This window comes from Lysobacter sp. GCM10012299 (genome assembly GCF_042649405.1).
Classification (GTDB): domain Bacteria; phylum Pseudomonadota; class Gammaproteobacteria; order Xanthomonadales; family Xanthomonadaceae; genus Lysobacter_J.
Window position 1 is genome coordinate 740,286 of the sequence record NZ_JBHRZC010000002.1, and the last position, 13,475, is coordinate 753,760.

General features: G+C 67.5%; 13 protein-coding genes. 10 read left to right on the forward strand and 3 right to left on the reverse strand.

The window, feature by feature from the left end; genetic code table 11:
- Positions 1-11: 11 nt before the first annotated feature.
- From pyk to ACFOPO_RS07600, 3 genes are all read left to right on the forward strand, one after another.
- Entirely contained in the window at positions 12-1,478 is a 1,467-nt protein-coding gene (gene pyk, locus ACFOPO_RS07590; protein ID WP_386702487.1) for a pyruvate kinase, read from the forward strand.
- A 140-nt stretch (positions 1,479-1,618) separates the two neighbouring features.
- Positions 1,619-2,326, forward strand: a complete 708-nt coding sequence (locus ACFOPO_RS07595; protein WP_386702489.1) for a hypothetical protein — start codon at positions 1,619-1,621, stop codon at positions 2,324-2,326.
- 141 nt (positions 2,327-2,467) lie between these two features.
- Complete coding sequence (locus ACFOPO_RS07600) at positions 2,468-3,478, forward strand: class I fructose-bisphosphate aldolase (RefSeq protein WP_386702491.1); 1,011 nt, start codon at positions 2,468-2,470, stop codon at positions 3,476-3,478.
- 541 nt (positions 3,479-4,019) lie between these two features.
- On the opposite strand, the gene ACFOPO_RS07605 is transcribed toward ACFOPO_RS07600, so the two are convergent.
- Entirely contained in the window at positions 4,020-5,705 is a 1,686-nt protein-coding gene (locus ACFOPO_RS07605; RefSeq protein ID WP_386702493.1) for a M14 family zinc carboxypeptidase, read from the reverse strand.
- A gap of 169 nt (positions 5,706-5,874) precedes the next feature.
- On the opposite strand from ACFOPO_RS07605, the gene napE reads away from it, so the two are divergent.
- From napE to ACFOPO_RS07635, 6 genes are read left to right on the forward strand one after another with little or no spacing between them, the layout of a single operon-like run.
- Positions 5,875-6,036, forward strand: coding sequence for a periplasmic nitrate reductase, NapE protein (gene napE, locus ACFOPO_RS07610; protein ID WP_386702495.1), 162 nt, complete (start codon positions 5,875-5,877; stop codon positions 6,034-6,036).
- A 1-nt stretch (position 6,037) separates the two neighbouring features.
- Complete coding sequence (gene napF / locus ACFOPO_RS07615; protein WP_386702497.1) at positions 6,038-6,535, forward strand: ferredoxin-type protein NapF; 498 nt, start codon at positions 6,038-6,040, stop codon at positions 6,533-6,535.
- Positions 6,532-6,840 carry a chaperone NapD gene (locus ACFOPO_RS07620; protein ID WP_386702499.1) on the forward strand — a complete coding sequence of 103 codons (309 nt, stop codon included), beginning with the start codon at positions 6,532-6,534 and terminating at the stop codon, positions 6,838-6,840. The genes napF and ACFOPO_RS07620 overlap by 4 nt, the downstream gene beginning before the upstream one ends.
- On the forward strand, positions 6,837-9,329 hold the full coding sequence (gene napA, locus ACFOPO_RS07625) for a periplasmic nitrate reductase subunit alpha (RefSeq protein WP_386702501.1): 2,493 nt from the start codon (positions 6,837-6,839) through the stop codon (positions 9,327-9,329). Before ACFOPO_RS07620 ends, napA begins: the two co-directional genes overlap by 4 nt.
- Positions 9,330-9,341: 12 nt before the next feature.
- Positions 9,342-9,920, forward strand: a complete 579-nt coding sequence (locus tag ACFOPO_RS07630) for a nitrate reductase cytochrome c-type subunit (protein ID WP_386702503.1) — start codon at positions 9,342-9,344, stop codon at positions 9,918-9,920.
- Positions 9,920-10,519 carry a NapC/NirT family cytochrome c gene (locus ACFOPO_RS07635; RefSeq protein ID WP_386702505.1) on the forward strand — a complete coding sequence of 200 codons (600 nt, stop codon included), beginning with the start codon at positions 9,920-9,922 and terminating at the stop codon, positions 10,517-10,519. The genes ACFOPO_RS07630 and ACFOPO_RS07635 overlap by 1 nt, the downstream gene beginning before the upstream one ends.
- A gap of 87 nt (positions 10,520-10,606) precedes the next feature.
- Here the strand turns inward: ACFOPO_RS07635 and ACFOPO_RS07640 are convergent, their stop codons facing one another.
- Positions 10,607-11,131 carry an O-acetyl-ADP-ribose deacetylase gene (locus ACFOPO_RS07640; protein ID WP_386702507.1) on the reverse strand — a complete coding sequence of 175 codons (525 nt, stop codon included), beginning with the start codon at positions 11,129-11,131 and terminating at the stop codon, positions 10,607-10,609.
- A gap of 15 nt (positions 11,132-11,146) precedes the next feature.
- Entirely contained in the window at positions 11,147-12,100 is a 954-nt protein-coding gene (cysK, locus tag ACFOPO_RS07645) for a cysteine synthase A (protein ID WP_386702509.1), read from the reverse strand.
- A 276-nt stretch (positions 12,101-12,376) separates the two neighbouring features.
- Here cysK and ACFOPO_RS07650 point away from each other — a divergent pair, with 276 nt between their 5' ends.
- Positions 12,377-13,474, forward strand: a complete 1,098-nt coding sequence (locus tag ACFOPO_RS07650; protein WP_386702511.1) for an efflux RND transporter periplasmic adaptor subunit — start codon at positions 12,377-12,379, stop codon at positions 13,472-13,474.
- The last annotated feature ends 1 nt before the right edge of the window (position 13,475 follow it).

Genomic DNA, 13,475 nt, shown 5'->3' on the forward strand with positions numbered 1-13,475 from the left:
AGCAGCATTCGATGACGACCACCCAGCGCCGCACCAAGATCCTCGCCACCCTCGGCCCGGCCACTGATCCGCCGGGCGTCCTCGACGCACTGCTCACCGCCGGTGTCGACGTAGTCCGACTCAACTTCTCCCACGGCGACCCGTCGTCGCAGGTCGCCCGCGCCGAAGCCGTGCGCGAAGCCGCCAAGCGTGTCGGCGTGGAAGTCGGCATCCTCGCCGACCTGCCCGGTCCGAAGATCCGCATCGAGCGCTTCGCCGAAGGCAAGGTCCTGCTCAAGGCCGGCGACCGCTTCGACCTGGTCGCCAGCAAGGACGCACCTCCCGGCAGCCTGCGCGAGGTCGGCGTGAGCTACCTCGGCCTGCCCGACGACGTGCGTCCCGGCGACGTGCTGCTGCTCGACGATGGCCTGCTGCAGCTGCGCGTGGGCGCGATCGAAGGCGAGCGCATCATCACCACCGTCCTCAACGACGGCGCGCTGTCGGACCGCAAGGGCCTCAACAAGCAGGGCGGCGGCCTCTCGCTGGGCGCGCTGACCGAGCGCGACAAGGAACTCATCCTGGTTGCCGCCGAACTCGGCGCCGATTTCATCGCGGTGTCGTTCTGCCGCAACGCCGAAGACATGAATGAAGCGCGTCGCATTGCCCGCGCTGCCGGCAGCGATGCCGCGCTGGTGTCGAAGATCGAACGCGCCGAGGCGATCGAGAACCTCTCGGAAATCGTCGACGCCAGCGACGTGGTCATGGTCGCGCGCGGTGACCTGGGCGTGGAGATCGGCGACGCCGAGCTGCCCGGCCTGCAGAAGAAGATCATCCGCGAGGCGCTCGAGCGCAACCGCGTGGTGATCACCGCCACGCAGATGCTGCAGTCGATGGTCGACAGCCCGATCCCGACCCGCGCCGAAGTGCTCGACGTCGCCAACGCCGTGATCGACGGCACCGACGCGGTCATGCTGTCGCAGGAATCGGCCGCCGGCCGTTACCCGGTGAAGGCGGTCGAGGCGATGGCGCGCATCTGCCTGGGCGCCGAACGCCAGTTCAACCGCGACACCGATTTCGAAGCGGCCCCGCGCAACCTCGAGCGTGCCGACCAGGCCATCGCGATGGCCGCGATGTTCCTCTCCGAGCACATTGGCGTGCGCGCGATCGTTGCGATGACCGAATCCGGTGGCACCGCGCGCTTCCTGTCGCGCTTCCGCTCGCAGGTGCCGATCTTCGCGATGTCGCGACACGACGGTGCCCGAAGGCGCATGACGATGATGCGCGACGTGGTTGCCTATGACTTCGACAGCCGTGGCCTGACCTCGCGCGATGCCGCGCGCAGCGCCATCAAGCAGTTGTTCGACCAGGACCGGCTCAGCGTGGGCGACCGCGTGATGTTCACCAGCGGCGACCACATGGAGCGTCACGGCGCGACCAACACGCTGCGGCTGCTGCAGGTCGGTGCCGACGGCACGGCGGAAGGGCTGGGCGAGCTTTAACCTGCTCGCGGAGCCAGTGTCTGCGGAGCCAGCACGTGCTGGCTCCCATACATGCATGGATTCTTGCGAAGGCGGCGTGATGGCCGCCGCTTCGTGGTGGCCGCGTTGGCGATAGCAATCCCTCCCCCAGGGGCATTGCCGTGGCAACCGTCAGCATCGATCGTCACAGCCGCTCGTCGCGCCTGCTGCGCGGCGTCCTGACAATCGTCGCCAGCGTCGCGTTGTGCGCCTGCACGACGGTGGGAATGCACACGCAGCAGCGCTTCGCGACGCAGTACGGGCCGCCGGTGCAGATGCGCGTGTGCGTACTGCGCACCGGCGACGTCAGCGAGCAGCGCATCGAAAAACTGATCGGCCTGGTCAACCAGGAGTTCAAGCCCTACGGCATTGAAGTGGTCGTGCCCTGGGTGCGTCCGTGGACGCGCGCCGGCTTCGCCCATCGCAGCCTGTTCGACGACGTCATCGCGCACGAACTGGAGGCGCCGTGCGATCGCCTGGTCGCGTTCGTCGACCGCAACGCCGGTGACTTCCTGTGGGGCCTGCTGATGCCGGAAGTGCTCGGCAGCGTCGACGATCCCACGCACACCCGCGGCTATGTGGTCGCCACGCAGGTGTCGATCAACCAGATGTTCACGCCGCCGGGCAAGGCGACGGTGCACGAGTTCTACCACCTGCTCGGGTGCCCGCATGCCGGCGAGCTGACGGAGTGCTACGCGCGGATCGCGTCCCTCAAGCGCAGCATCGATCCGGCCGCGGACTTCTTCCCGGGCGTGGACGAATACGGCCAGCCACTGAAGTCGCGGGACGCCGCCAACCACACGCTGCGCCAGGCCATCGCCGGGCAGTGACCGGCAACGGCGCCTGAAACTGGTATTGAAATCCGGGGTGTCTGTCGCCTAAGTGATTGATTCACCGTGGCCGACCGCGGGCGGTAATGCTGCGCTGCCGCTATAATGCCGGGCTTCCCACCGCTCCCTGCAGGACGTCCAATGAGCATCGAACAGCTTGCCGAAACCGCCCAGGCCATGGTGGCCCCGGGCAAGGGCATCATCGCCATCGATGAGTCCACCAGCACCATTGCCAAGCGCTTCGCGGGCGTCGGCATCGAGAACACCGAAGAAAACCGCCGCGCCTACCGCGAGCTGCTGCTGGCCACGCCCAAGCTGAGCGACTACATCTCCGGCGCGATCCTGTTCGACGAGACCATCCGCCAGTCGACCAAGAGCGGCGTCCCGTTCGCCAAGTACATGTCCGACAACGGCATGATCCCGGGCATCAAGGTCGACAAGGGCACGCATGCCCTGGCCGGCTTCCCGGGCGAGGTGATCACCGAGGGCCTGGACGGTCTGCGTGCGCGCCTGGAGGAGTACTACAAGCTCGGCGCGCGTTTCGCCAAGTGGCGCGCGGTGATCAACATCGGTGACGACATTCCGTCGGGCACCTGCATCGACTCCAACGCGCATGCGCTGGCCCGCTATGCGGCGCTGTGCCAGGAGCAGGGCCTGGTGCCGATGGTGGAGCCGGAAGTGATCATGGACGGTTCGCACGACATCGAGACCTGCTACGAGGTCACCGAGGTCACGCTGCGTTCGCTGTTCGCGTCGCTGTACGAGCACAACGTGATGCTGGAAGGCACCATCCTGAAGGCCTCGATGGTCCTGCCGGGCACCACCAGCGGCGAGAAGGCCAGTGTCGAGGACGTTGCTGCGGCCACGCTGCAGTGCCTGAAGTCGACCGTGCCGGCGACGCTGCCGGGCATCGTGTTCCTGTCCGGTGGCCAGGCCGACGAGGACGCCACGGCGCACCTCAATGCGATGAACCAGATGGGCCCGAACCCGTGGCCGCTGTCGTTCTCTTACGGCCGCGCGATGCAGCAGGCTGCGCTGAAGCTGTGGTCGCAGGACCTGATCAACAACTTCGCCAAGGCCCAGCAGACGGTGTACGAGCGCGCTCGTGACAATGGCCTGGCTGCGCTTGGCCAGTGGAAGCAGGCTGCGTAAGTTTCGCTGCTTGCGAGCTACAGAAAAGCCGGCCTGGTGCCGGCTTTTTTGTTGCGTAGGTAACTGGCTGCGGAAAGGCGTCGTCCGCCGACCCTGGGATTGCTCCGCCCCGCGGACGACATCCTGTCTTTACGCGGGGCGTGGGCCATCCATGGCCCACTGCTCCGCAATCCCAGGGCCGTCGAACGACGCTCCAGTCCGTCGATGCCTGGTCTTCGTTCCTCAAGCCAACTCACCGTCATCCCGGCGAACGCCGGGATCGCGGCCATCACGCCTCCAGCCAACTCACCGTCATCCCGGCGAACGCCGGGATCGCGGCCATCACGCCTCCAGCCAACTCACCGTCATCCCGGCGAACGCCGGGATCCAGGCCATCACGCCTCCAGCCAACTCAACGTCATCCCGGCGAACGCCGGGATCCATTTGCTTTTGCCGGCAAGAGCAACGTCCATGGATTCCCGCCTTCGCGGGAATGACGGGCGAAAAACGAAGACTCGGCGGACGGCGCCGCACCGCAGACGCAAGCGCAACTAGCAGCCAGTCAGTTGCCGACGACCGTGAAATAAACCGCATCCGGCGTTCCCACGCTGCCGCTGGCATCGCTGCCGCGAACGAACACGACGTGGCGGCCCGGCGCGAGGCCCTGCGTGTTCACCACTGCACGCACGCCCTCGCGGCTGCTGTCCCAGGCACCGTCGACCACCTGCATCGCGATCCGTGTGGCGCCGGCGGTCCAGGGCCGCTGGTCCAGGTAGGCCGAAGCGGCACGGATCACATGCACCGGCTCGGCGCCGTTGCTCTGGTTGCTGCGGCTGTCGTCCAGCGTCGCGGTCACGGTCACCGCCTGGCCGGCCCTGACACTCGCCGGTGACACCGACACCGTCAGCGTGTCGGGCCCGGACGGATAGGCATAGGGCGCAGTCAGGTTGCGTGCGGCATAGCGCAATGCCGCCAGGTTCTTCGGCAACGTGGTCGACTCGAACGTCGCGCAGCTCTCGAAGAACGCCACGCCCATCTCGATCGTGTAACTGGGCACACCGAGCAGGCCGTACATCGTGTCGGTGTTGGTGCCGTCGGCAACGTACAACCCCACCCATTGCTTCGGCGCATAGCCGTTGTGCCACGCGATCCGGCGGCCGAGCGTGCGCAGCGCCGTCGCGTTCGCCGTCGCCGCGTCCGAATAGGCCCATGGCCACAGCACCAGCCGCGAATAACTGTGCAGGTCGACGAACAGACCGCGGTAGTCCTGGGGTGCCGCAGCAGTGGCCGCATCGCCGCGGCGATCCGGGAACACGCCGCCGCGCCAGGTGCCGCTTGCATCTGCGACACCGGCGACGTAGCGCAGCAGGTTCTGCGTTTCCGGCTCCGAACCCTGTTGCGGGCCCCGGTATGTGCCCGCGCACGGGTTGCCACTCGATCCGCCGGCGGCGCCATTCCAGCGGAACGGGAAATTGCGGTTGAGGTCGATGCCGTAATTGCTGGCCGTGCACGAGCCATTGCTGGTGTTGACGTTCTTCCGCCATGAGGCCCCGGCCTCGGCGCGCTTGCGCCCGTCAGGATTGCCCTGCAGCACGAAGTGGAAGCGATAGCTGTCCAGCAGCCAGGTCGCCTCGGCGTTGCTGCCGTAGCCGTCGACCAGCCATTGCGCGAAGCGGGCCAGGACTTCCGCCGGTGTGTACTCGCGTGCGTGTATCGAGCCCAGCAGCACCATGCTCGGCTTGTTGGCGATCTCGCCGTCGGTGGCGCTGTTGCCGAGCACCAGCACCTTCATCGGATAACCCAGCGTGGCATCGCGGCTTCGCAGCCAGCTCGGGCCGATGTCCACCACCCGCGCCAGGTCGGGGCGATCGCGCGCCAGCTGCTCCATCGTGGCGTAGGTTTCCTCGACGGTGCGGTAGCAGGCGAATCCGGGGATGGCCTCTGGACGCAGCTCCCCGGACTGCAACAGCGCCTGTTCGGCCTCATGCATTCGCGCCGTCGCGACTTCGTCGACGCGCGCATCGATGCCGGCCCTACGCAGCGCGAGGTACTCGTCGTAGGTGGCCTCGAACGCGGCGGACCGGCCGCGCTCGTCCACGCTCACGTGCTGGAAGCGGCCGGCCAGGGACTGCAACTGCGCGCGGTCCCGGTACTGGACGCTGACGAAGAGCAGCCCGTCATCCTGGCCGCCGGCCGAACCACCTGCGGCGGCCAACCAAAGCAACAGCGCAGCGAGTCCCGGGCGCATCCACCAGCTCCGTCATCGGACCTCCGGATCGTGCGCCCCGCGGGCGTAAATGCCGCTGAACCCCGCGGTCGCGATGATTTACGTTGCGTTAACACGAGGCCTTAACACGTCGTGGGTTACCAATGGCGCGTCGCTGCGAACGGAATGGATCTTCGTGACGGAGCCAGCCATGGGCCAGCCAGACCACGCGGTCATCAAGCGGCGCGAACGCATCGCTTTCCTGCTGCTGACCGCGGTCGTGTTCCCACTGCTGACGGTGATGTTCGTCGCCGGGTATGGCTTCCTGGTGTGGATCTACCAGATGTTCGCCGGCCCGCCGACGGGGCACTGAAGTGGCGGCCGCGCCCGACCGTTCGCGCCGCGCATTGCTGCTGGGACGGCAGGCCGCCCGGGCGCCATTGCGTCCGCCCTGGGCGCTGGACGAATCGTCCTTCCTCGACGCCTGCACCGGCTGTGGCGCCTGCATCGAGCGTTGCCCCGAACGGGTGCTCGTGCGTGGCGAGGCAGGCTATGCGGTGTTCGATCCGCATCTGGGTGAATGCACGTTCTGCGGCGACTGCGCCGATGCCTGCACGCCGCGCGCAATCGACCGCAACGTCGCCGAAGCGCCCTGGCACACGCTGGCCAGCGCCGGCCAGGCCTGCCTGCCGCGCCATGGCGTGGTCTGCTCGAGCTGCCGCGATGCCTGCCCGGAAAGGGCGATCACTTTTCCCCTGTCGACCGCAGTACCGACGCCCGTCATCGACCCGGAGCGCTGCAACGGTTGCGGCGCCTGCGTGGGCGTCTGCCCGGTCGACGCAGTGACACTGATGCAGCTGGAGCCGGCATGAGCAGCGACCCGCGCAACACCGAAGTCCACATCGCCAGTTTCGTCGTCCAGCACCGTGGCGAGGCCGCCCCTGCGCTGGCGGCGTGGATTGCCGCCAGCGACGACATGGAACTGGCACGCAGCGAAGGCACCCGCAGCATAGTGTTGTGCGAATGCGCGGACCAGTACGCGCTGCTCGATCGCATCGAGGCGCTGCGTGCCGTGCCGGGCGTGCTCAACGTGCTGCTGGTCTACCACCACGCCGAACCGGGCGACGCGCTCGACGCGCCCATGCCCACACCTGCCGCCACCGGAGTCGCGCCATGACCACCCGTCGCGAGTTCATCCGCAATACCGCCGTCACCACCGCCGCGGCCGCCGCTGGCATGTCGCTGCCGGGCGGCGCCGCCAACATCGTCACCGAAGGCGACCTGACCGCGCTGAAGTGGGACAAGGCACCGTGCCGGTTCTGCGGTACGGGATGCGGCGTCAACGTCGCGGTCAAGGGCGGCCGCGTCGTCGCCACGCACGGCGATGTCCATGCCGAGGTCAACCGCGGCATCAACTGCATCAAGGGTTACTTCCTGTCGAAGATCATGTACGGCAGCGACCGCCTGACCAAGCCGCTGCTGCGCAAGACCAACGGCGTATACGCGAAGGAAGGCGACTTCGTCGAGGTCGAGTGGGACGAGGCCTTCGACGTCATGGCCGCGCAGTTCAAGCGCGTGCTCAAGAACAAGGGCGGCGACGGCATCGGCATGTTCGGCTCCGGTCAGTGGACCATCTTCGAGGGATACGCCGCCAACAAGCTGATGAAGGCCGGCTTCCGCAGCAACCACATCGATCCCAACGCGCGCCACTGCATGGCCTCGGCGGTGATGGGCTTCATGCGCACCTTCGGCATGGACGAACCGATGGGCTGCTACGACGACTTCGAGCAGGCCGACGCGTTCGTGCTGTGGGGTTCGAACATGGCCGAGATGCACCCGATCCTGTGGACGCGGGTGACCGATCGCCGCCTGACCAACCCCAACGTCAAGGTCGCCGTGCTGTCCACGTTCGAACATCGCAGCTTCGAGCTGGCCGACATCCCGATCGTGTTCAAGCCGCAGACCGACCTGGTGATTCTCAACTACATCGCCAACCACATCATCAAGAGCGGCAAGGTCAACAAGGACTTCGTCGACAAGCACACCAGCTTCAAGCAGGGCAATGACGACATCGGCTATGGCCTGCGCCCGGAGCACCCGCTGGAGGTCAAGGCCAAGAACGCCAAGGATGCCAACGGCGGCAAGGTCATCGACTTCGACCAGTTCGCCGCGTTCGTGGCGCCGTACACGCTCGAGAAGACGGTCGAGATGACCGGCGTGGAAGCCGGCTGGCTGCAGAAGTTGGCCGAGCTCTACGCCGACCCGAAGATCAAGGTCACCTCGTTCTGGACCATGGGCTTCAACCAGCACACGCGCGGCGTGTGGGCCAACAACATGGTCTACAACCTGCACCTGCTGACCGGCAAGATCGCCACGCCCGGCAACAGCCCGTTCTCGCTGACCGGGCAACCGTCCGCCTGCGGGACCGCGCGCGAAGTCGGCACCTTCAGCCATCGCCTGCCGGCGGACATGCTGGTGGCCAATCCCGAGCATCGCAAGCATGCCGAGGAGATCTGGAAGATCCCGCACGGCATCATCAAGGAAAAGCCCGGCTACCACGCGGTCGAACAGAACCGCGCGCTCAAGGACGGCAAGCTCAATGCCTACTGGGTGCAGGTCAACAACAACATGCAGGCCGCGGCCAACCTGCGCGAGGAGGGCTGGCCGGGCTACCGCAATCCGGACAACTTCATCGTCGTTTCCGATGCCTATCCGACCGTGACCGCGCAGGCCGCCGACCTGGTGCTGCCGGCGGCGATGTGGGTCGAGAAGGAGGGCGCCTACGGCAACGCCGAGCGCCGCACGCAGTTCTGGCACCAGCTGGTCAGTGCGCCGGCGCAGGCGCGCTCGGACCTCTGGCAGCTGATGGAATTCTCCAAGCGCTTCACCACCGACGAATGCTGGCCGGAGGACATCCTCGCCGCCAATCCGGGCTTCAAGGGCAAGACCCTGTACGACGTGCTGTTCCGCAACGGCAATGTCGACAAGTTCCCGGTGGCCGACATCGAGAAAGGCTACGCCAACGACGAGTCGCATCACTTCGGCTTCTACGTGCAGAAGGGCCTGTTCGAGGAATACGCGGCGTTCGGCCGTGGCCACGGCCATGATCTGGCACCCTTCGACGACTACCACCGCACGCGCGGTCTGCGCTGGCCGGTGGTCAATGGCAAGGAAACGCGCTGGCGCTACCGCGAGGGCGCTGACCCTTACGTCAAGGCCGGCACCGGCTACCAGTTCTATGGCAACAAGGACAACCGCGCGGTGATCTGGGCGCTGCCCTACGAGCCGCCCGCCGAGTCGCCGGACAAGGAATACGACATGTGGCTGGTGACCGGGCGCGTGCTCGAGCACTGGCACTCGGGCTCGATGACGATGCGCGTGCCGGAGCTGTACCGCAGCTTCCCGACCGCGGTGATCTTCATGAATCCCGACGATGCCAAGGCGCGCGGCCTCAAGCGCGGCGACGACGTTCGGGTGGTGTCGCGCCGCGGCGAGATGCGCACGCGGGTGGAGACGCGCGGGCGCAACCGCATGCCGCCGGGCGTGGTGTTCGTGCCGTGGTTCGATGCCGGGCAGCTGATCAACAAGGTCACGCTCGACGCCACCGACCCGATCTCCAAGCAGACCGACTTCAAGAAGTGCGCAGTCAAGGTACTGGGCGCCTAGGAGGGCATCGCCATGCGCAACAAGCCGTTGTGGATTGCCGTCGGCATGACCGTCGGGCTGATGGCCCTGATCTTCTTCGCCGGCTGGCTGTTTGGCCGGATGGTCGGCAAGCATGAGCGCGCCACCGAGGCGCGCACCGCGGCGGCAGCACCTGCGGTGCCCGCGGAGTCGGCGATCGGCCGCACCGGGGCGCGCCAGCTCGATGGGCTGCGGCGCGGCGTGCCGGTCGACCAGGAGGCGGCGCCGTTGCCGATGGCGCGCGTCGAGAACGTCGACCGCAAGCGCGAGCGTGCGTACCCGATGCAGCCGCCGACCATCCCGCACGCCATCGACGGCTACCAGGTCGACAAGAACAGCAACCGCTGCATGCTCTGCCACGCTCGCGCCAACGCAGAGAAGTTCCAGGCCCCGCCGGTCAGCGTGACCCATTACATGGACCGCGACGACCAGTTCCTGGCGTCGATCTCGTCGCGCCGCTACTTCTGCAACCAGTGCCATGTGGTGCAGACCGATGCACCGGTGCTGGTCGCCAACAACTTCGAGGACATCGACAGGGTCCTGGCCGCCGCTGAAGCAAAGGGGAGCCCGTGATGCTCCCGCGCTGGCTCGAGCCTCTCCGGCCTCACTGGCGAACCCTGCGCTCGCCCAGCGTGCATTACAGCCTGGGCTTCCTGGTGGCGGCGGGGTTCGTCGCCGGCATCCTGTTCTGGGGCGGGTTCAACACCGCGCTGGAGGCGACCAACACCGAGAAGTTCTGCACCGGTTGCCACGAGATGCACGACAACGTGTTCCAGGAACTCAAGTCGACCATCCACTACAGCAACCGCTCCGGCGTGCGCGCGACCTGCCCGGACTGCCACGTGCCGCACCAGTGGACCGACAAGATCGCGCGCAAGATGCAGGCGTCGAAGGAAGTGTGGGGCAAGCTGTTCGGCACCATCGATACGCGCGAGAAGTTCCTCGACCATCGCCTGGAACTGGCGATGCATGAGTGGTCGCGGTTGAAGGCCAACGACTCGCTGGAGTGCCGCAACTGCCACGACTACGACTCGATGGACCTGACCCGCCAGGGATCGCGCGCATCGCAGATCCACAAGCGCTGGCTGGGCACGGGCGAGAAGACCTGCATCGATTGCCACAAGGGCGTGGCGCATCGGTTGCCGGACATGGCGGGGGTGCCGCAGGGGTGATGTTGCGTCCCCGGGTGCGCTGCGCTTACCCGGGCTACGCCCGACGTGTAGCCCGGGTAAGCGAAGCGCACCCGGGGCCATCCGGCGTCAGATCGAATCCAGCAACACCCGATACCGCTGCGCCATCTCGTTGCCGAAACACACGAAGGTGACCGCAATCGGCTGCCGGTGCGCCGCCTGCCACTGGTCCACCGTCGCCACCGCCAACGGCACCGCCAGCTCCGGCGGGTAGCCATACACCCCGCAGCTGATCGCGGGGAAGGTGATCGACTCGACACCGTGCTGCAACGCCAGCTCCAGGCTGTTGCGATAGCACGCCGCAAGCAACGCGGGCTCACCGGCGTTGCCACCGTGCCAGACCGGTCCGACGGTGTGGATCACGTGGCGCGCCGGCAGGCGATGGGCACGCGTGATGCGCGCCTCGCCCGTCGGGCAGCGCACACCGGGCCGCACCTGCGGCAGCTTGCGGCACTCCTCGAGCAGGCCGGGACCGGCGCCGCGGTGGATCGCACCGTCGACGCCGCCGCCACCGAGCAGCGATTCATTGGCGGCATTGACGATCGCATCGACCGCCAGGATCGTGATGTCGCCTTCGAACACGTGCATGGCCATGGCGGTGCCGGTTGCCTACAACCCCGCCAGCCACTCGTCGTCCGAGCCCTCGTTGACGCCCTCGAACAGGAACGTGCTGAGGTAGCGCTCGCCGGTGTCGGGCAGCATCGCCAGGATCACCGAACCCTTGTCGGCGTTGCGCGCCACTTCCAGCGCAGCCGCCGCGGTGGCACCGGCGGAGATGCCGACGAAGATGCCTTCCTCGCTGGCCAGCCGACGTGCGGTATCGCGCGCGAGCACATCATCGATCGGCAGGATCGCGTCGGCGACGTCGCGGTTGAGCACCGCCGGCACGAAGTCCGGGGTCCAGCCCTGGATCTTGTGCGGCTGCCATTCCTTGCCCGACAGCAACGCCGCACCGGCCGGTTCGCAGGTGGTCACGCGTACTTCCGGGCGAGCGACCTTCAGCACCTCGCCGACGCCGGTGAGCGTGCCGCCCGTGCCCCAGCCGGTGACGAAATGATCGAGCCGGCGACCGGCGAAATCGCGCAGGATCTCGGCCGCCGTGGTCTGGCGGTGGTAAGCCGGATTGGCCTCGTTTTCGAACTGGCGGGCGAGGAACCAGCCGTGCTTCTTCGCCAGCTCTTCGGCGCGACGCACCATGCCGCTGCCGCGCTCGGCGGCCGGGGTCAGGATGACCTTGGCGCCGAAGGCGCGCATCAGCTTGCGGCGCTCCATCGAGAACGTTTCCGACATCGTCGCGACGAACTTGTAGCCGCGCGCGGCGCAGACCATGGCCAGCGCCACGCCGGTGTTGCCGGACGTCGCCTCCACCACGGTGTCGCCGGGCTTGAGCTGGCCGCGTGCTTCGGCGTCGAGGATGATCGCCAGGGCCAGTCGGTCCTTGACCGAGCCGCCCGGATTGAAGGCCTCGACCTTGGCGTAGACGGTGACGTGGTCGGGGGCGATGCGATTCAGGCGCACGACCGGCGTGCGGCCAATCGTGTCGAGGATGCTGTCGTGGATCATTTCTTTCGACTCCAGGCAGGGAAAGGGAAGTCGTGCCGGCCGTCGCGTGGCGAGGGCCTGGCGCCGCGGGGGGCGCCGGTAGGGTGATCGCGGCCGCAGATTGCCACAGTCCGGCCCTACTGGGAGACGTTGCCAGCGGGTCCGCACCGGCCAGCGGGGGCGCCCGGACCGGCTGTGCGCAGTGTGTTGTCAACCAATGGCCTACGCGGGCGTTAACCCGGGACAGCTAGAATCCAATGGTTTGGGCACGCCGATGCCCCATGTTCAGAGAGCCGCATGCGACTTACCCCGGGATTCCAAGCCAGCTGCCTGCTGGTTTTCGCCTTCGCGCTCTCCGCGTGCGGCAGCAATGATGCCAAGCCGCGCGACGGCGGCGGCGATCGCCCGATTCCGGTGACCACGCAGCAGGTGACGATGCAGCCCTGGAGCGACACGGTGCTGGCGCTGGGCAATGTCAAGGCGCGCGAGTCGATCACCGTCACCGCCAAGGTCAGCGAGACGGTCGATCAGGTGCATTTCAACAGCGGCGACCTCGTCGCTGCCGGCGCGCCGCTGATCACGCTGACCGGCCGCCAGCAGCAGGCCGCCCTGGCCCAGGCCGAAGCGGCGGCGAACGAGTCCGAACAGCTCTACCAGCGCCAGACCGAGCTGGCCGGCCAGCAATTGATCGCCCGCTCCACGCTCGATACCCAGCGCGCCGCGCGCGACGTCGCCCGCGCCCGCGTCGCGCAGATGCGTGCCGACATCGGCGATCGCGTGATCCGCGCGCCATTCAGCGGCGTGCTCGGCATCCGCCAGGTCAGCCCCGGCGCGCTGGTCACGCCCGGCACCCCGATCGCCACCCTCGACGACACCGCCCGCGTCTACGTCGACTTCCCGGTGCAGGAAGCGATGCTGGCCAGCCTCGCCGTAGGCCAGAAGGTCAGCGGCACCAGCACGGCCTACCCGGGCCGCCGCTTCGAGGGCGTCGTCAGCACCATCGACGCGCGCGTCGACGAGGCCACCCGCGCCATCACTGTTCGCGGCGACTTCGCCAACGACGGGCGCGAGCTGCGGCCCGGCATGCTGCTGCAGGTGACGCTGGTGCGGCCGGAGCGCGAGGCACTGGTGGTGCCGGAGATCTCGATCGTGCAGGTCGGCACCGACAGCTTCGTCTACCGGGTCAAGCCCGATTCCTCGGTCGAGCGCGCCGACGTCAAGGTCGGCAGCCGCCGCGATGGCAAGGCCGAAGTCACGCAGGGCTTGACGGTCGGCGACCGCATCGTCGTCGACGGCACCGGCAAGCTGCGCGTGGGCAGCCGCATCACTGACCTGAAGGCCGACCAGAAAGCAGGCGCGCATGTCGACGGGGCCGCGACGGCCAACCGGGGCTGAG

Coding starts and splice junctions, on each gene's coding strand:
- pyk (WP_386702487.1), top strand. CDS start 12: ATGACGACCACCCAGCGCCGCACCAAGATCCTCGCCACCCTCGGCCCG.
- ACFOPO_RS07600 (WP_386702491.1), top strand. CDS start 2,468: ATGAGCATCGAACAGCTTGCCGAAACCGCCCAGGCCATGGTGGCCCCG.
- ACFOPO_RS07605 (WP_386702493.1), bottom strand. CDS start 5,705: ATGCGCCCGGGACTCGCTGCGCTGTTGCTTTGGTTGGCCGCCGCAGGT.
- napE (WP_386702495.1), top strand. CDS start 5,875: ATGGGCCAGCCAGACCACGCGGTCATCAAGCGGCGCGAACGCATCGCT.
- ACFOPO_RS07620 (WP_386702499.1), top strand. CDS start 6,532: ATGAGCAGCGACCCGCGCAACACCGAAGTCCACATCGCCAGTTTCGTC.
- napA (WP_386702501.1), top strand. CDS start 6,837: ATGACCACCCGTCGCGAGTTCATCCGCAATACCGCCGTCACCACCGCC.
- ACFOPO_RS07630 (WP_386702503.1), top strand. CDS start 9,342: ATGCGCAACAAGCCGTTGTGGATTGCCGTCGGCATGACCGTCGGGCTG.
- ACFOPO_RS07635 (WP_386702505.1), top strand. CDS start 9,920: ATGCTCCCGCGCTGGCTCGAGCCTCTCCGGCCTCACTGGCGAACCCTG.
- ACFOPO_RS07640 (WP_386702507.1), bottom strand. CDS start 11,131: ATGGCCATGCACGTGTTCGAAGGCGACATCACGATCCTGGCGGTCGAT.
- cysK (WP_386702509.1), bottom strand. CDS start 12,100: ATGATCCACGACAGCATCCTCGACACGATTGGCCGCACGCCGGTCGTG.
- ACFOPO_RS07650 (WP_386702511.1), top strand. CDS start 12,377: ATGCGACTTACCCCGGGATTCCAAGCCAGCTGCCTGCTGGTTTTCGCC.